Annotated in this window: 14 protein-coding genes; 13 read left to right on the top strand and 1 reads right to left on the bottom strand. The window is 62.8% G+C overall.

Annotated elements, in window-relative coordinates:
• Positions 1–45: 45 nt before the first annotated feature.
• Positions 46–1521 (bottom strand): calcium-binding protein, encoded by a 1476-nt coding sequence (locus BLQ39_RS06960; RefSeq protein WP_092322808.1) that lies wholly within the window; start codon positions 1519–1521, stop codon positions 46–48.
• A 276-nt stretch (positions 1522–1797) separates the two neighbouring features.
• On the opposite strand from BLQ39_RS06960, the gene BLQ39_RS06965 reads away from it, so the two are divergent.
• From BLQ39_RS06965 to istB, 13 genes are all read left to right on the top strand, one after another.
• On the top strand, positions 1798–3246 hold the full coding sequence (locus BLQ39_RS06965; protein WP_092322809.1) for a tyrosine-protein kinase domain-containing protein: 1449 nt from the start codon (positions 1798–1800) through the stop codon (positions 3244–3246).
• Positions 3246–3851, top strand: a complete 606-nt coding sequence (locus BLQ39_RS06970; protein WP_092322811.1) for an arsenate reductase/protein-tyrosine-phosphatase family protein — start codon at positions 3246–3248, stop codon at positions 3849–3851. The genes BLQ39_RS06965 and BLQ39_RS06970 overlap by 1 nt, the downstream gene beginning before the upstream one ends.
• 8 nt (positions 3852–3859) lie before the next feature.
• Complete coding sequence (locus tag BLQ39_RS06975) at positions 3860–4822, top strand: hypothetical protein (protein WP_092322813.1); 963 nt, start codon at positions 3860–3862, stop codon at positions 4820–4822.
• On the top strand, positions 4813–6618 hold the full coding sequence (locus tag BLQ39_RS06980; protein ID WP_241982923.1) for a polysaccharide biosynthesis protein: 1806 nt from the start codon (positions 4813–4815) through the stop codon (positions 6616–6618). Before BLQ39_RS06975 ends, BLQ39_RS06980 begins: the two co-directional genes overlap by 10 nt.
• Positions 6615–8624, top strand: coding sequence for an NAD-dependent epimerase/dehydratase family protein (locus tag BLQ39_RS06985; RefSeq protein WP_092322816.1), 2010 nt, complete (start codon positions 6615–6617; stop codon positions 8622–8624). The genes BLQ39_RS06980 and BLQ39_RS06985 overlap by 4 nt, the downstream gene beginning before the upstream one ends.
• Positions 8621–9865: a glycosyltransferase family 4 protein gene (locus tag BLQ39_RS06990; protein ID WP_092322818.1), complete on the top strand. Its 1245-nt coding sequence runs from the start codon at positions 8621–8623 to the stop codon at positions 9863–9865. Before BLQ39_RS06985 ends, BLQ39_RS06990 begins: the two co-directional genes overlap by 4 nt.
• On the top strand, positions 9858–10910 hold the full coding sequence (locus tag BLQ39_RS06995) for a polysaccharide biosynthesis protein (RefSeq protein ID WP_092322819.1): 1053 nt from the start codon (positions 9858–9860) through the stop codon (positions 10908–10910). The genes BLQ39_RS06990 and BLQ39_RS06995 overlap by 8 nt, the downstream gene beginning before the upstream one ends.
• 6 nt (positions 10911–10916) lie before the next feature.
• Positions 10917–12017 (top strand): polysaccharide biosynthesis C-terminal domain-containing protein, encoded by a 1101-nt coding sequence (locus BLQ39_RS07000; RefSeq protein WP_092322821.1) that lies wholly within the window; start codon positions 10917–10919, stop codon positions 12015–12017.
• On the top strand, positions 12014–13147 hold the full coding sequence (wecB, locus tag BLQ39_RS07005; RefSeq protein ID WP_092322822.1) for a non-hydrolyzing UDP-N-acetylglucosamine 2-epimerase: 1134 nt from the start codon (positions 12014–12016) through the stop codon (positions 13145–13147). Before BLQ39_RS07000 ends, wecB begins: the two co-directional genes overlap by 4 nt.
• Positions 13148–13158: 11 nt before the next feature.
• Positions 13159–14247 (top strand): glycosyltransferase, encoded by a 1089-nt coding sequence (locus BLQ39_RS07010; RefSeq protein ID WP_092322824.1) that lies wholly within the window; start codon positions 13159–13161, stop codon positions 14245–14247.
• Between the two features lie 9 nt (positions 14248–14256).
• Positions 14257–15504, top strand: coding sequence for a glycosyltransferase (locus BLQ39_RS07015; RefSeq protein WP_092322825.1), 1248 nt, complete (start codon positions 14257–14259; stop codon positions 15502–15504).
• Positions 15505–15889: 385 nt separating this feature from the next.
• The gene (locus tag BLQ39_RS07020; protein ID WP_092322827.1) at positions 15890–17131 is read left to right on the top strand and encodes a Mu transposase domain-containing protein; all 1242 of its coding nucleotides are present in this window, start codon (positions 15890–15892) and stop codon (positions 17129–17131) included.
• A complete protein-coding gene (gene istB / locus BLQ39_RS07025; RefSeq protein ID WP_092322828.1) occupies positions 17128–17892 on the top strand; it encodes an IS21-like element helper ATPase IstB in 765 nt (254 codons plus the stop codon). Before BLQ39_RS07020 ends, istB begins: the two co-directional genes overlap by 4 nt.
• The last annotated feature ends 10 nt before the right edge of the window (positions 17893–17902 follow it).

Raw genomic sequence — 17902 nt, forward strand, 5'->3', positions numbered from 1 at the left:
CACTACCGGGCGACGGGGCGAGACTATGCACAACGCCCTGAATCGTCAGCCAAAGACGACGTTTGCAACCAGGGTCTTCTCGGTCTCAATACTCACAGGGTTGGCCTCCATCGTTATCCCCGCAAAGCTCGCCGTGGCATTGACCGTCACGCCGGCTCCACGGGGAACCTTGAACTGGAACTCTCCTTGTGAGTTCGAAATACCGACGACTTGAATCATGCCGAAACTGGCAGTCCCGCTGCCTCCGGTGCCTGCAATGGAGAGGGAATTGTAGAGCGGCGTGATGAGGACATTTACTCCTGGGATGACTGCTCCAAGGTCATTCTTCACAACCACCTTCACCGTGACCAGTTCCGGCAAGACGTACTTGAGGGGCCCCATCTCATTTGATACCGAAAACACGCCGAGGTGGAAATGGAAGGGGCACGAGGTCGAACCATTTGCCTTGAGAATGAGGCCTTGCTTTGGCCCTCTGGGTGAAGAAAAGGCGAAGCTTCCCCCTGGCGTGATGTATGAGCCGGCATCGAAACCGCCGCCGCTGGGTGAGGCGACCCCGACAAAGCAACCAGCCATGTAGTCCCCGGGCGAGGAGACCGAGCCTGCAACGGTGCTCAGCAGGTGACTGAGATTGCTGATCAGGGAGCATGTCCAGTCACGCGTCTCACCCGTCTCAATCTCGCAGGTGTTTGTTCCGCTACCGCCTCGACTCGTGTCAGTTCCCAACCCGCCGGTGAGAGTGTCGTTGCCTGCACCGCCGCCCAGAGTGTCGCTTCCCGCACCTCCCACCAATGCATTCGCACCGTTGTTCCCCGCCAGGACGTCGCCCGCGGCGCCGCCAACAAGGTTTTCAACATCTGTCTTGATTGTGTCTCGTTCGCCGGTCACGCCGTCGTCCCCGGTGATGCCGTCGAGGTCCGCGACGACTCGAGTGGTGGCCTTGGCGTAGGAGACCGTGTCAGTCCCGGCGCCGCCATAGAACACGTCAGCACCGCCTTGGCCGACCATGGTGTCGTTGCCGTACCCGCCACTGATCGTGTCGTTGCCGGTCCCGCCGCTCATCGTGTTGTTCCCGCTGTTCCCGGTGAGGCGGTCGCTGCCCGAGCCGCCGGCGATGTGTTCGACGTCTGTCCGGATGGTGTCTTTCTCCCCCAACACGCCATCATCACCGATGACGCCGTCCAGGTCCGCTGTCACTGCGAGAGTCGTTCCTGAATAGGACACGGTGTCGCTGCCGGCGCCGCCGATGAGAGTGTCGCCGCCGCCCTGGCCGAAGAGAGCGTCATTGCCGAAACCGCCGTCGAGGGTGTCGTTTCCGCTGCCGCCGTAAATGACGTCGTTGCCACCCAAACCACAGATCACGTCGTTGCGGCTGGTCCCACGCAACGTGTTGTTCCCGGAGGTGCCGACGATGGTGCAAGTCTTCCCGTTCAGGGACGTGGCCGCGCTCGCGCTGGGGGCAACGACCGCGCCCCCGGTCATCAACAATGCCGTCAAGCCAACAATCGCGGTTATCGTGCGCATGGATGTCCGTTCACAGTTATGGGGGAGATCCAAATACTAGGGGCGGCCGCTGTCTCGCATCACTCCCAGAGCGAGGGGTATCGTCCTGCTCCCTTTCGACGGCCAGGCCAGCGAGCAACCCTGTCAGCGCCGGGCACGCTCTTCCCATCGGCACCCAAAGAAGGCACAGCGCTACCTCGCTAAAAGGGGTAGACAGCTCGAGGCGTGTGCAAGTATGGAGAACAGAAATTCCCACGTTCGGCAGTTTCCTTGAGTTACTACATTGGAGGCTGTCGCGTGGAATTGAAGGACTACGTCAGGATATTCCACAAGAGTTGGATCCTGATCCTCGCCTGCATGCTCCTCGGAATCGCCGGTGCGGCGGCATCCTCCATCGCCACCACGCCCAAGTACGTCGCCAGCACCCAGCTCTACATCTCGGTGCAGTCCGCCGCCGGCGCCGCCACCGGAGACCTCGTGCAGGGCACGAGCTTCGCCCGCCAGGCCGTTACCTCCTACGTCGACGTCGTCAACAGTGCCATCGTGCTCGACGAAGTCATCGCCGAGCTCAAGCTCGATCTCACCGCGGGCCAGCTCGCCTCGATGGTCGCGTCCAGCTCCCCGCTGAACACCGTGCTCATCGACATTTCGGTGACCAACAGCGATCCGGAACTCGCGGCCAAAATTGCGAACTCCGTGGGCCAGAACTTCAGCAAGATCGTCGTTGAGAAGCTCGAGAAGCCCGACGGCGAGGACGCCGTCAGCCCGGTCAAGATCGAAACGATCCAGCCCGCGATCGCGCCGACGAAGCCGGCCAGCCCGAACGTGCCCCTGAACATCGCGCTCGGACTGCTCGTCGGCCTGGCGCTCGGCATCGGTTTCGCCGTGCTGCGCAGCGTGCTCGACACGCGCATTCACAGCCTGCGCGACATCGAACTCGTCACCGAATCGCCGATGCTCGGTGGCATTACCTTCGACCCGGAGGCGAAGAAGCGTCCCCTGGTCGTGCACGCCGACCCGAAGAACCCGCGCGCCGAGTCGTTCCGCAGCCTGCGCACCAACCTGCAGTTCGTGAACGTCGAGGGCGGCCCGCGCAGCTTTGTCGTCACTAGCTCGGTTCCCGGTGAGGGCAAGAGCACGACCACGGCCAACCTGGCCATCGCCCTGGCCGAAACCGGCGCCCGTGTCGCTCTCATCGACGGCGACCTGCGCCTGCCCCGCCTGGCCGAGTACCTGGGCATCGAGGGGGGCGTGGGCCTCACCGACGTGCTCATCGGCCGCGCCGAACTCGCCGACGTGCTGCAGAAGTGGGGCCGCGGCAAACTGTTCGTGCTACCCAGCGGCCGCGTTCCACCGAACCCGAGCGAGCTGCTCGGCTCTGCGGCCATGGCCCGCCTGCTCGCATCGCTCACCGAGCAGTTCGACATCGTGCTCATCGACGCACCACCGCTTCTCCTGGTGACGGATGCCGCGGTGCTGAGCAAACTTTGTGGCGGCGCCCTGATGGTGGTCGCCTCCGGCCGCACCAAGCGCAACGAACTCGCCGCCGCGGTGAAGGCGCTCGAGCGGGTCGGCAGCCGGCTGGTCGGCGTGGTCATCACCATGCTGCCCACGAAGGGCCCCGACTCCTACGGCTACGGGCAGTACAGCTACGGAACCGTTCACGACGAGACCCTGGACAATCCCGAGGCGCCCGCCGAGAGCCGCGCAGTGCGCAAACTGCGGCGCAAGGTGAAGACCGCCTAATGCAGACCTTCTCGATTCTCACCGTGTGCTCCGGAAACATCTGCCGTTCGCCGCTGGCCGAACAGCTGTTGCGGTCGGGGCTGGCGCCCTGGCCGCAGGTGTCGCTTGCCAGCGCCGGCACGATCGGCATGACCGGGCATCCAATGACCGACCAGGCCGCAGCGCTGTCCCGCCAGTTCGGCGCAGACCCAGTGGCCCATGTTGCGCGGGAACTGTCCGCGCAGCACCTCGCCGACGCGAACCTCGTGTTCGCCATGTCCCGCGAGCACCGCCGCGCAATCGCCGAGCTCGCGCCGCGCGCCATCCGTTACACCTTCACCATCCGCGAGTTCGCTCGCCTGATCAGCGGCGTCACCGACCTCGACCTCGACGAGGCTGCCGGGCTGCCCGTCGATGACATCTCGGGCAGATTCGCCACGCTGGTCGAGGTCGCAGCCTCCCAGCGGGGGATCGCAGCCCCGCCCGTTTCCGCCGATGACGATGATGTTGTCGACCCGTACCGCCGAAGCGACGACACCTACGCCGAGTCCGCTCGGCAGCTGGTGCCCGCCGTCGATGCTGTCGTGTCGCTGTTCCAGCGTGCCGCGACGGTCGTGCGTCACTAGGCGACACCATGGCGCCGTTCAGGAAGAGGGGTCGCAACAGCCGGGCTCGCCGCGCCTGGATTGTCGTCGGGCTCGTCGCCTTTGTTCTGTTCGACATCGCCCTGGTCTACTTCGCCCTTGCCGGCCCCGCGCCCACCGAGTCCGCAGCCAAATCTCACCCGTTGGTCGAGCCCCTCGAGACCCAGCCCCCGGCGGTCGAGCCTGTCGAGACCCAGCCCCCGGTGGTCGAGCCTGTCGAGACCGTGCCCCCCACCCGCATGCTCGCGGCCCTCGACGGCTCCACCGCCTGGCGCGCCGGCACCGGCCCCTGCCCCGCCGCACAAGCGAGCCCCGAGCTCACCACCGACTCCGGTGCAACCTGGTCCGGCTCGAACGCCTCCATCAACACCGGCGCCTCGTCGATCCTCTCGATCAACGCCATCAACGCGAAGCAGGCGTCGATGGTGACCCTCGCCGCCGAGGGATGCGCTCCACAACTCGTGGGCACCTTCGTCGCCGGTGCCGAGTGGGCCGACTTCCCGGACCGACTCAGCGGCAACTGGTACGTCGACCCCGCCGATCGCGCCACCGTGCACAGCCCGGTCGGGACTTTTGCGGCACCCTGCTCCTTGGTGATCGCGCTCGCGCCACGCGGTGACGCCGACGGCGGCGTCCTCTGCGCCGACGGTGCGTTCGCCCGGACGAGCAACGGCGGCGAGGCTTGGGGCAAGGTAGCGTCGCTTCCGGGCGCCGTCAACCTGAGCGCCACGAGCGACGGCTATATCCTGGCCGCGGCCGACCAGAAGGACTGTGCGGGCGTGCAGGTTCTCTCCACACCGGAGGCCCTCGACGGCGCCATTACGCCCACCGGCTGTCGCGACGCCGCGTTCAAACCGGGAGAAGTCGCGCTATCGAGTGCCGACGGCGTCGTGTGGCTCTGGGCCGGCAACGCACTGAGCAAATCAAATGACGGGGGTGCCTCATGGCAATAAGTGATATTGCGACTCGCCGGATGCAGGCCATCTACGGCTCGGCACCGCTCATCCGATTCGGCACGCAGTACGCCTTCGATGCCGGGGCCTGGGCGGTCGCCCTCGTCGTGGCCGAGATCCTGCGCTACGAGTTCGTGTTGTCCCGCGTGTCCTGGGTGCCGCTCTTGGTCTTGTGCGCAGCCGCGCTCGCGGTCCAGTTCTTCGCCGGCTGGATGTTCTTCCTCTATCAGGGCCGGCACCCATACGGCAGCTTTGCCGAGCTTCGTGCCCTGCTGGGCGCTGTGCTTGTTGCAACGCTCGTGCTCGGCATTCCGGTCTTCCTCCTCGGCCATTCCGTGGGGATCCCGCGAAGCACGGTCATGATCGCCCTGCCGGCCGCGTTCATCCTCATGGGGGGCGTGCGCTGGATCAAACGTCTGCTGGTCGAGCGCTCTCTGGGGCCGGTTGCCGGCACTCAGAACGCGCTCATCTACGGGGCGGGCTACCTGGGCGCTGAAATCGTGCGACGCATGAAGACCGACAGCAAGTCTCCTTTCCTTCCGGTCGGCCTGATCGACGACGACACGCGCAAGCGCAACGTCTGGCTTGACGGAGTGCGCGTGCTCGGCTCACGAGACGCGCTAGCTGACGCGGCCCGCACGACCGAAGCTACGACCCTGGTGGTGACCATCGCCAAGGCGGACGCCGCTCTGCTGCGCGAAATATACGACGCGGCGAAGGCCGCGGGGCTCCAGGTCAAGGTGCTCCCGCCCCTGGAAGACGTGCTCGAGGGCAAGTCGCGCCTCAAAGATCTCCGCGATCTCTCGATCGCAGACCTGATCGGCCGACACCCGGTCGACACCGAGGTCGCCTCGATCGCCGGCTACCTCGCCGGTAAGCGGGTTCTCGTCACCGGGGCCGGGGGCTCGATCGGCTCCGAACTCTGCCGGCAGATCAAGAAGTTCGCCCCGAGCGAGCTGATGATGCTCGACCGCGACGAGACGGGCCTGCAGTCGGCGCAGATCTCGATCCTCGGCCACGGCCTGCTCGACACCAAAGACGTCGTGCTGGCCGACATCCGCGACGCTGAGGCCCTGGAGGCCATCTTCAGCGAACGCAGGCCCGAGGTCGTGTTCCACGCGGCAGCCCTCAAGCACCTGCCCATGCTCGAGCAGTACCCCGACGAAGCGTGGAAGACAAACGTGCTCGGCACGCTCAACGTGCTCGACGCCGCTCGCGCGGTCGGCGTCACGACGTTCGTGAACATCTCCACCGACAAGGCGGCAAACCCCACGAGCGTGCTCGGCCACTCCAAGCGGGTCGCCGAGAAGCTCACGGCCTGGGCCGCGCAGGAGACCGGGCTGACCTACCTCTCGGTGCGCTTCGGTAACGTAATTGGCAGCCGTGGCTCGATGCTGCCAACGTTCACCTCGCTGATCGAGGCGGGCGGCCCGCTCACGATCACCCACCCCGACGTCACCCGGTTCTTCATGACCATCCCGGAGGCCTGCCAGCTCGTCGTGCAGGCTGGCGGCATCGGCCGCCCCGCCGAGGTGCTCATCCTCGACATGGGTGAACCGGTGAAGATCCTCGACGTAGCCCGTCGCATGATCGACATGTCCGGCAAGGACATCGCGATCGTGTACACGGGCCTGCGCCCTGGGGAGAAGCTGCACGAGGAACTCATCGGCGACAACGAGTCCGGCGAGCGCCCCATCCACCCCAAGATCTCGCACGCGTCGATCGACCCGATTTCGCCGGAGAGGCTCAACAAGGCCCGCTGGAAAGAGCGATGCGCTGAAGCCGCTACCGCATGACATTTATTGAGTGGGTCGCCATAGTTGCAGCGCTGTGCATAAGTCTTGTCGCGCCCTACGCAATTAAGCCATTCCTGCAAAGACTGCGCGTGATTGATGTGCCGAACCACCGTTCGTCGCACACATCACCCGTATTGCGCGGTGTGGGTCTAGCGCCGATGCTGGGCGTTCTGGGCGGGGTCGGGATACTCGTCGGCCTGGGTCCGGAAGGTGGGAAGCAGCAACTCCTGATCGTGCTTCTAACGAGCGGCGCGGTTAGTTTCGTCGGCGTACTCGAAGACCTCAAGGGCGTGAGGATCGCGGTGAGGGCGGGCACGCAACTCCTCATTGGCGCTTTCGCGACGTCGGCGCTTGCTGCTGCTTCCGGTTCGGATTGGTGGTGGGTGCCGATCGGCGCAATCGCTTTCGCCGGTTACACCAATGTGGCAAATTTCATGGACGGCATCAACGCTATTTCCAGTCTCCATGGTGTTGCGGTCGGTCTGGCATTTGTCGCGATCAGCGTCATGACCGACATTCGTTGGCTCCTTCCGGCCGGCCTGGTTCTCGCAGCCTCGTTCGCTGCATTCTTACCGTGGAACCTTATGCGCAATCGGGTTTTCCTTGGGGATGTGGGCAGCTATCTGCTCGGTGGGACTATTGCCGTCATCGTGATCGCGGCTGTTCTCCAGGGGGCGCCACTAGTCGCAATGGTGGCTCCGCTGTCTATCTATCTGGTCGACACCTGTGCCACGCTCCTCCGCCGCATACTGCGCGGTGATGATTGGCAGCGAGCGCATCGTTCGCACGTGTACCAGAGACTCACCGATACTGGCCTTTCTCATTTGAGCGTTGCCCTGATCGTTACCTGCGCCACCTTTGTGACCTCCGCTTTGGGCCTGCTCGCACTTGCCGAGTCCGGATCTTTGCTTGCGTTTCTTGCCATCGCCGCATCGTCGGCGGCCTACTTGGCTCTGCCCCGACTGCGGGGTTGGGGAGCACCGTCCTTCACTCCGCCAACCGCAACGTTTCCCTCCGCGATTTCCACCCGTCCTCTGGCCATTTCGGCTCGGGGAAGGTGGGCTGTCGTCGGTGCGAGTGGGTTCATTGGGAAAGCTCTCGCGAAGGAACTCCGAGCCCAGGGCTGTGACGTGGTCGACGTGATTGCGCCGCGTCTGTTCTTGGACTCCGCAGCCACGGCTGACGAAGTATTGGAAGGCCTTGAATTCAGCTCTGAGGCAGTGAATTCGATGGCAACCGCCCTCGCTGGAGCTGACGTAGTTGTAAACGCGGCTGGGCTCGCTTTGCCCGGTTCCGCAGCGAGCGCTTCCCTTTCAGGGGCGAACGCTCTGCTCCCACTTGTGGTCCTCCGTGCCGCCGAGCAAGCGCACGCAACACGGGTCGTGCACCTGAGTTCCGCCGCCGTGCAGGGCCGGCGACAGATGCTGGACGAGTCGGTGGACACGAGCCCCTTCTCCCCGTACTCGCAGTCCAAAGCGCTCGGCGAGTCGGCACTTCTGGCCTACGTGGCGAAAGTAGCGGATATCCAAACCTTGGACCTGGTTATTGTTCGCGCTACGTCTGTTCAAGGGCTAGGGCGCGCGACGACCAGGCAGCTTCGACGTCTCGCCCGCTCGCCCTTGGCTTCGGTTGCGCGGCCGGGGGATGCGCCGACGGTCGTCAGCTCGTTGCGCGGTCTTGTCGAATTCGTGGCGCGCGTGGGCGCGTACCCGGGCACCGTACCAGGCATCGTACTGCAGCCGTGGGAAGGGATGACGACTTCGTCAGTGCTCGAGAGCGCGGGAACCCGGCCGCCCGTGGCAGTCCCCGCAGCTGTTTGCAGGTCATTGGTGACCTTGGGCTATGCGATCGGACACGTGTTACCTCCCGTGAACGGGCTCGTGCGTCGCGTGGAATTGATGTGGCTCGGTCAGGAGCAGGATGCGCAGTGGGCTCGCACCGTTGGCCTTGAACAGAATTCCTACGTGGCGGATGTCCTGGCTGGCGCGCCGGAGAGGTCCAGTTGAAGCTCGGCATTCTCTCTCAGTGGTTCGATCCTGAGCCCGGGCCGGCAGCGCTCCCGGGTGTTTTCGCCCGCGAATTCATGCGTTCGGGGCACGACGTGAGCGTCTTGACCGGTTTCCCCAACTATCCCGATGGGAATCTCTATCCCGGGTACCGTCAGCGAATGCGTGCCGTCACGCGGGACGGCAACATGAGGCTCACGCGTGTGCCCCTCTATCCAAACCACAGCTCGTCTAGAGCCGGCCGCATCCTGAATTACGCAAGTTTCGCCGCTTCGGCAACTGTTCTTGGCGGCGATGCCTTGCGAGGAGTTGACGCGGTATGGGTATACAACTCACCCATCACGGTCAGTTTGCCGCTGCTCACGCACACGAAACTCGGCCGCGTACCAATTTTCCTTCACGTTCAAGACCTGTGGCCTGACTCACTCATGGAGAGCGGCATGTTCCCCGGTGGCAAAGCTGGCGCCGTGGCCGGAGCACTCATGCGACGAATCGTCCGGGTCACGGAGAAACGCTCTGCCGTTGTAGGCGTCATCTCTCCGAGTGTTCGAGACCTCATTCTCACGCGGCATCCCGAAATCTCACCATCGAAAATCGTGTACGTACCGAATCCGACGGATGAGTCGCTGTTCCGTCCGGTCTCTGAGTTCCGGAATGGGGCCGCTCAGCACGGCCCACAAGGGCAGTTCACGCTGATGTATGTCGGCGCGATTGGGGATGTCCAGGGCTTGGAAACGCTCCTTGACGCCGCTGAGAAACTCAAGTCTCTAACGCATATCCGGTTTTCGATCGTGGGCGATGGTATTGCGCGGTCGAGGCTGGAGCGCGACGTGCGCGGACGAGGGCTCACCAACGTCACATTCGCGGGTCGTATCTCAAAGCATTCCGTTCCTTCCGTGATGGCCTCGGCCGACGCGCAATTAGTGTCCCTGTCTGGTTCAGAGTTTCTGAGACACACGACTCCAAGCAAGATTGCTTCGCTGCTCGCATCGGAAGTACCGATCATCGGGCACATAGCGGGAGATGGGGCCAAGCTGTTGCAGGCCTCCGGCGCCGCCATCAATGTCGAGCCCGGAGATGCCGACGCCCTGGCCGCAGCGGTTGAAGAAATGGCAGGCCTGTCCGTACTGGATCGAAATCGCATGGCTGCGAGCGGTCGCCAATTCTATAACTTGAATCTTTCGGCGCAGGTCGCCGCGCACACAATTGTTGAAGCATTGAAAGGATCGATGAGTGAATAACCAAAACGATTACCAGGGCAAGCGAATTCTGATCACCGGAGGGACCGGATCTTTCGGCCACACCGTGACCGAAAAGCTCCTGACGCGTGATGTCGAAGAGATTCGCATTCTGAGCCGGGATGAGGCGAAGCAGGACCTCATGCGACACGAGATCGCTGACCCTCGGGTGCGGTTCTACGTCGGTGACATCAGGGATTATCTAAGCGTTGAGCGGGCCTCGCGAGATGTCGATTTCGTCTTCCATGCGGCCGCACTCAAGCAGGTCCCGTCATGTGAGTTCTTCCCGATGGAGGCCGTGCGCACCAACATCGTCGGAAGCGAAAACGTGGTCAGGGCTGCGGAGTTCTCAGGGGTGCAGTCGGTCGTGTGCCTGAGCACGGACAAGGCTGTATACCCGGTCAACGCGATGGGCATGAGCAAGGCGATCATGGAGAAGGTGGCCCAGTCGCACGGCCTCAACAACCCAAATGCGGAAACCACAGTCTCGTGCGTGCGCTACGGAAACGTTATGTACTCACGAGGTTCCGTAATTCCACTGTTCATCCGTCAGCTCAAGGACGGCAAGAATCTCACCGTTACGAATCCTGAGATGACGCGGTTCATGATGTCGCTTTCGGATTCCGTGGAGCTGGTCGAATTCGCCTTCCACGAGGCTAAGCAGGGTGACCTCTTCATCCGCAAGGCGCAGGCCTGCACCGTCGGCGACTTGGCACAGGCGACGATCAATCTGTTTAGGTCTCCTTCCCACGTGGAGGTCATTGGGACTCGGCATGCGGAGAAGCTCTCCGAGGCACTGGCGAGCCGCGAAGAACTCGCAAGGTCACAGGATATGGGCGACTACTTCCGTATTCAGGCCGATAACCGCGACCTCAACTACAGCATTTACGTCGAACAAGGCGATGTCGCACTGAGCGAATACACCGACTATGACTCGCACACCGTCGAGCGGATGTCCGTATCCGATGTCGAGGATTTGCTGCTCACTCTTCCTGAAGTGCGCACCGAACTCGCACTTGCGGGGCTCCCGACCGAGCGCGAGAGCTAGCCCGCGATGGATAAAGTGGCCCTCACGGGTGCCAATGGTTTCTTGGGCTGGCACGTCCGTGCGGCTCTTCATGAGCAGGGGACGACCTTCGCCGCATTCTCGGTTGGCGATGCGTTCGATCGCGAGAGCGCCATTCACGCGGTCGACGGGGCGACCCGACTGATACACATCGCAGGTGTGAATCGGGGGACCGACGACGAGGTGCGCGAAGGTAACGTGCGGTTCGCCCAGCAGGTCGCGGAGACGATTTCCGGTGCGAGCAAGCCGCCTTCCACCATCGTTTTCGCCAACTCGATCCAGTCGACAAACGGCAGCGTCTACGGCGCCGCTAAAGCGGCCGCGGCGACTATCGTACGCAAGGCTGCGGAGGTGGCTGGTGCTGAGTTTGAGGATGTCCAACTCCCCAACCTGTTTGGCGAGCATGGCCGGCCGTTCTACAACGCCGTTACCGCGACCTTTTGTCACATGCTCGCGCAGGGGGATCGACCCGTCGTGCAGCAAGACAACGAACTGACGCTGCTCCACGCGCAGGATGCTGCGGACTTGCTGACCGGGTACGCGACGAGCGAGGTTGCCGGATCACTCGAGGTCCGCGAGACTGTGACCGGCCTCCTTCGCAGGCTCGAAGGCATGGCGTCCTTATACGCTCATGGGGAGATTCCGGACGTCTCGAGCAGATTTGACCGCGACCTTTTCAATACCTATCGTTCCCACACCTTCCCCCGCCAGGCGCCCGTTCGACTGACTCGGCACGCAGACTCCCGAGGTTCGTTCTTCGAGATTGTGCGATCGCACGGCGGGTGCGGTCAGTCCTCATTCTCAACGACGGCCCCGGGCATCAGTCGGGGCGACCACTACCACCGACGCAAAATTGAGCGATTCACGGTACTAGCCGGCACGGCAACAATTGCCCTGCGTCGACTTTTCACTGACGAAGTCCACGAATTCCACGTGACAGGCGCCGAACCCGTTGCAGTCGACATGCCCACGATGTGGGCGCACAACATCATCAACACCGGACCCGGCGTGCTGTACACGTCCTTCTGGTCAAATGAAATATTCAGCCCTGAAAGTCCTGACACGATTGCGGAGACCGTAAGAAAATGACCAAAAGACTCAAAGTGCTCACTGTGGTGGGTACCCGTCCCGAGATTATCCGCCTCGCAGCGACGATCAAGAGGCTGGACAAGCACACGGATCACGTGCTCGTTCACACCGGCCAAAATTATGATTACGAGCTCAACGAGGTTTTCTTTGAAGACCTAGGGTTGCGTCGTCCCGACCATTTCCTCGCTGCCGATACGACTTCGCTGGGGGCCGTACTGGGTTCAATCTTGACGAAAGTCGAGGCCGTCTTGGCCGCAGAGAAGCCCGACGCGATGGTCGTCCTTGGCGACACGAACAGCTGCATCTCGGCCCTCATGGCTCGGAGAATGAAGATCCCCGTCTTCCACATGGAGGCGGGCAACCGCTGTTTCGATGAAAACGTTCCGGAAGAAGTCAATCGCCGACTGGTCGATCATGTCGCGGATTACAACCTTGTCTACACCGAACACGCCCGACGGAATCTTCTCGCTGAAGGCATTCATCCGTCGAGGATCTTGCTCACTGGATCGCCGATGAAGGAGGTGCTCAACGCCAACGCGACCGAGATCGCAGCGAGCGACGTGCTTGACCGCCAAGGGCTCACGGCCGGAGGGTATTTCCTGGTCAGTCTGCACCGCGAGGAGAACGTCGATAATCCGGATCGTCTGACATCTGTGCTGGATGCGCTGAGCAAACTCGCCGCCGAATACTCTCTGCCCGTACTTGTCTCGACTCATCCCCGCACGCGCAACCGCCTTGCAGCTCAACCGGAGGCGTTGAAGGGCGGGCTGACGTTCCACCCTCCGTTTGGATTCAACGACTATGTCCGGTTGCAGCAGTCAGCGAAGCTCGTTCTCTCCGACAGCGGGACAATCAGCGAGGAATCAACCATTCTCGGCTTCCCAGCAGTCACGCTTCGTGACTCCATTGAGCGGCCTGAGGCGCTCGACGCGGGGGGAATCATCACAGTAGGCGTTTCGTCCCGCGCCATTTCTGACGGGGTCCGTATCGCCCTGGAGGAATTCCGCATCGACGGTCCGACACCGCCGCCTGGGGAATATGCAATCGCAGACACGTCAAGACGGGTACTCGCCTTCCTGAGGTCAACGGTGCACAGTCACAATGCCCGAACCGGCATTCGCATGTCCTAGGCGCACCCGCAATGACTAGACCGCGGATAGTGCAACACTCGTTCGGATCACCGGGCTCGGGTGGGCCGATTGGCGCACTCAACAGAATCCTGAACTCTGACCTGACGAATACGTTTGAGTTTCGACACGTGGCCCAACCACGCCCCGCGGGGGGAATCAACTTGGGGCTCGTGCGCGAAATGTCACGCCAAATGCGCGAGTTTCGTCCCGACCTCGCCCACGTTCGTGGCTTGGGGAATGAGGGATTTCACGGCGTTCTTGCGGCGAGGATGGCGGGTGTGCCGCGGATACTCGTTTCCGTTCACGGCTCTGTTGGCGACTTGGTGTATGGCGCGGGGGGGCTACGGCAGCAGATTGTTTTTCGCGGACTGGAACCATTGACCTTGCGGATGGCGTCCCACGTATCAACTGTTTGTGAGGACGCACTAAGGAAACCGATTCTTCGGCCAGTCGCACAGAAGATCATCGGGGTAGTGCCAAACGGTGTTGACCCAGTGACAGCCTCAGCGAGTGATCGTGCGGCGTCGCGACGGAGTTTAGCCATCGGAGACGATGACATCGTCTTGATAATCGTGGCGAGACTCGTGCGAGACAAGGGCCACTTGGACTTGCTTCAAGCGCTCATGACGATTGAGTCCGGCCCGCTGGACGCTGATGCGAAGGTTCACTTGGTCGTCGTTGGGGATGGACCCGACTCCGCAGAAATATCGCGGCAGGCGCGATTGTTGACCCGCTTTCATGTGCACTTACTGGGCCGCCGACATGACGTGGCGGCGCTGCTAGCCGCGGCCGATATCGCTGTGATGCCGAGTTGGCACGAAAACATGTCGAATGCCCTGCTCGAGGCCATGGCCGCTGGCCTACCGGTGGTGGTAACGAGCGTGGGAGGTAACACAGAGGTTCTCGCGCAGGGGGGAGGGCTCCTTGTGCCGCCCTCCGACGAGAGAGCCCTCGCGGAGGCGATTCGCCGTCTTCTCGTTGACGTCGCACTGAGAGAAGCTCTTGGAGTCGAGGCGCGGACGGTTTTCGAATCGAGATACACAACAGGCCACATGACCACCCGCCTCTCGGAGATCTATAATCTGATACTGGAAAGTTGACCACACACAATGGACAATCCTTCGCGAAGCGATGTCGTGCTCCTCGGCTTCACGGTGCGCGACGACATCCTGGAAACCATCGCGGAGCGGAGCGCAGTATTGCCGACGCAGACACACAAGTTTGCGTGGAACCTTGTGAGAGGAATTCAGTCGGCAGGCATGCGCGTCAGTCTGGTTTCGGCGCTTCCTGTGCCTAACTACCCCGAGTATCCGGAGATCATCATCCGTTCCCGGCGCTTTGCCGAACATGGCGTCAACGGGGTCACCTTGGGTTTCGTCAATCTACTCGTACTGAAACACCTGACTCGACTGTGCGCAGGTACTGTCCAAGGAATTCCGTTCATCGTGAGCCAGCACGCTGGGACCATGGTTGTCCACGGAGTTCACACCCCCTTCCTGCTCCTCGCCAGGCTGTTGAGGCGGGCACTCGGGCTGAAGATCTGCCTCGTCATGACCGATCCGCCGGGTTTGGTGAGGGCAGTCGATGGCCGTTTGACTCGACTACTCAAGCGCTTCGACCAAGGAATCGTGAGGAAGCTCGCTTCCGGCTTTGACGGGGTAATCGCCCTCACCTCTGCGTTGGCTGATGACTTCGCCCCCGGAGTGAACAAGTTGGTCATGGAGGGGTTCGCAGATCCTGAAATTTCGAAGGTCCCTAGGCCTTCCGGCACTCCGTCCAGCGTGTTTCGCGTCGCCTACGCTGGCGGAATCAGCGCCGAGTACGGCGTCAGCAACCTCGTCAGCGCGTTCCGAAGCTTCGCTGACCCCAACATGCGTCTCGATCTATATGGCAGGGGACCCTTGGACTTGTGGGTTCTGGAACAGAGCCGACTGGACGAGCGGATTTGTCATCACGGCGTCGTTCCACACAGTGATCTCATGCCGTTCCTTCGAGGAGCGTCGCTGCTTGTGAACCCGAGACCGGCATCCCAAGGCTTCGTGAGATACTCGTTTCCGTCGAAGCTGCTGGAGTATCTCGCTCTTGGAGTGCCTGTGGTAACGACCAGACTGTCGGGTATTCCGGACCGTTACTATTCGTATCTAGAGTTCACTGTGGACGATTCCACGGAAGCGCTCAGCGCTGCAATCTGCGCGGTCCGAGCCGATCGCTCTGCCGCAAGTGATCGCGCAGTCCTCGGCCAGCGCTTTGTGATGAGCGAGAAGTCTCTACATGCCCAAGGGAAGCGCATCGCAATCTTCCTTCAAAGCCTCAACGCGCCAAGACAGCCAGATCGGACGCTTAGCGAGTCGGTCTAGTCGAGTGTCTTTCTCGCGCGCGCCTTTCTTAAGGAACCGATGGGTGATCGGCGAATATGGCGGCGACGGCGTGGCGTCACTCGCTCGCCGTGACTAAAGCCGTGGGGTGTCGGCCATTGCGGACCGAAGAAATTCACGCACGTTGGATTCCTGTGATTGCGTCCACGCGAAAGACAAATGACCCGGGTCTGCATATACCGGAATCGATCCAATCTTCACGGCGCAAAACTGGCGATCGCAAAGCTTGTCAATTGTGTTGAACAGGTGGGTCCCCCAAGTGAGTCGCGCGCCGCGCAATGCAGCGATTGACTCAAGTGTGTTAACGCCGACTGAAAACAGGGCCAGAAACGCCAACTGAAAATAGGGCCACCAACCATTATGGAAGGTGATCAAATTGGATGATTGGGCAAAGATTCGCCACCTGCATTCGACGGGGAAGCACTCGAAGCGGGAGATAGCCCGGCTGGTCGGGGTGTCCCGGGGAACGGTGGATCGAGCGCTGGCCGTGGACCGGGCACCGACGTATCAACGGGAGCCGACCGGGTCGAGCTTCGACGCGTTCGCCGCCCAGGTGCGGGGGTTGCTCGCGGCGACGCCGACGATGCCGGCCGCGACCGCGGCCGAGCGGGTGGGCTGGTCAGGGTCTCCGTCGCTCTTCCGGGCCAAGGTCGCCGAGCTCCGACCGGACTACGTCGTGCCGGACCCCGCGGACCGGCTCGTGCACCCGCCCGGGTTCCAGGTCCAGTGCGACCTGTGGTTCCCGCACGAGGACCTGCCGCTCGGCCATGACCAGATCGACACGCCACCGGTGTTGGTGATGACGTCGACGTTTTCCGGGTTCATTCAGGGGCGCATGTTGCCGACCCGGACGACGCCGGATCTGCTCGGCGGAATGTGGTCGTTGGTGCAGGAAGCTGGGGCGGTTCCGACCCGGTTGACCTGGGACAACGAGTCGGGCATCGGGCGCGGCAAACTGACCGAGCCCGCCTCCGCGTTCGCCGGCACCCTCGGCACCCAGATCAAGCTGTTGAAAGCCCGGGACCCCGAGTCCAAGGGCATGGTCGAGCGGATGAACCAGTTCTTCCGCAGCCGCTTCATGTCAGGCCGGGCATTCACCTCGCCCGACGACTTCAACGAGCAGCTCGCCGCCTGGCTGCCGGTCGCGAACAACCGGCTCTCCCGGTCCCGCAGAGGCCGGCCCAACGACCTGATCAGCATCGATCGAGCCGCGATGCGGGGCTTGCCGCCGATGGCGCCGGAGGTCGTGTTCCGTAACAGCGTCCGGTTGCCGCGGGACTACTACGTTCGCGCGTTCAGCAACGACTACTCCGTCGACCCGACCATGATCGGCCGCGTCGTGGACGTCAGCGCGAGCCTGGACACCGTCTCTGTTCACCACGACGGCGTCCTCATCGCCGAACATCGCCGGAAGTGGGCTCGTCAACTGACCGTGACCGACCCCGCGCACGTTGCCCGCGCGGCCGAGTTGCGCGCCCAGTTCCAAGCCCAACGCGCCCGCCGGCCCACCGTCACGGCGGTCGTCGAGACGGCGTCGCTGGCCCGTTACGACGAGCTGTTCCGGGTTGACATTGAGACCGCCCCGACCGAGTTGGCGGTCGCGTCGTGATCGGTCCGGAAGCGGCATCGCAGATCGAGTACTACGCCCGCGCGCTGCGGGCTCCCCGGATCAGCGAAGCGTTCCGGCGGCTGGGCGAACAGGCCCGGGACGCGGGCTGGTCTCACGAGGAGTACTTGGCCGCGGTGCTCTCCAAGGAGGTCTCCGAACGCGAAGCCTCCGGCGCCGGGCTGCGGATCAAGGCCGCCCGGTTCCCCGGCCATAAGACGCTCGAGGACTTCAACTTCGACCACCAGCCCTCAGCGGATCGGAACCTGGTCGCGCACCTGGGCACGAGCGTGTTCCTCACCGAAGCGAAGAACGTGGTCCTGCTCGGCCCACCCGGGACCGGGAAAACGCACCTCGCCGTCGGCATCGGGATCAAGGCCGCCAAAGCCGGCCACCGGGTCCTCTTCGACACCGCGACCGGCTGGGTGAGTCGTCTGCAAGAGGCCCACTCGCGGGGGAAACTCGCCGCCGAACTGATCCGGTTGCTCCGCTACAGTCTGCTGATCGTCGACGAGGTCGGCTACATCCCCTTTGACCAGGACGCCGCGAACTTGTTCTTCCAGCTCGTGTCATCCCGCTACGAACACGCGTCACTGATCATGACGAGCAACCTGCCGTTCGCCCGCTGGGGCGACGTGTTCGGAGACCTCACCATCGCTTCCGCCATGATCGACCGCATCGTTCACCATGCCGACGTGATCAGCCTCAAGGGCAACAGTTACCGGCTCAAGCAACACCAACCCGCCGCGACTACGGCACACTAGAACCACACGA

It is taken from the genome of Cryobacterium psychrotolerans (assembly GCF_900101115.1).
Taxonomy (GTDB): Bacteria; Actinomycetota; Actinomycetes; order Actinomycetales; family Microbacteriaceae; genus Cryobacterium; species Cryobacterium psychrotolerans.

Bases quoted from the DNA above. Each gene is read 5' to 3' on its own strand.
- BLQ39_RS07010 (WP_092322824.1), top strand. From the start codon at position 13,159: ATGACTAGACCGCGGATAGTGCAACACTCGTTCGGATCACCGGGCTCG.
- BLQ39_RS06960 (WP_092322808.1), bottom strand. From the start codon at position 1,521: ATGCGCACGATAACCGCGATTGTTGGCTTGACGGCATTGTTGATGACC.
- BLQ39_RS07000 (WP_092322821.1), top strand. From the start codon at position 10,917: ATGGATAAAGTGGCCCTCACGGGTGCCAATGGTTTCTTGGGCTGGCAC.
- BLQ39_RS06975 (WP_092322813.1), top strand. From the start codon at position 3,860: ATGGCGCCGTTCAGGAAGAGGGGTCGCAACAGCCGGGCTCGCCGCGCC.
- BLQ39_RS06980 (WP_241982923.1), top strand. From the start codon at position 4,813: ATGGCAATAAGTGATATTGCGACTCGCCGGATGCAGGCCATCTACGGC.
- wecB (WP_092322822.1), top strand. From the start codon at position 12,014: ATGACCAAAAGACTCAAAGTGCTCACTGTGGTGGGTACCCGTCCCGAG.
- BLQ39_RS06970 (WP_092322811.1), top strand. From the start codon at position 3,246: ATGCAGACCTTCTCGATTCTCACCGTGTGCTCCGGAAACATCTGCCGT.
- BLQ39_RS06985 (WP_092322816.1), top strand. From the start codon at position 6,615: ATGACATTTATTGAGTGGGTCGCCATAGTTGCAGCGCTGTGCATAAGT.
- BLQ39_RS07015 (WP_092322825.1), top strand. From the start codon at position 14,257: ATGGACAATCCTTCGCGAAGCGATGTCGTGCTCCTCGGCTTCACGGTG.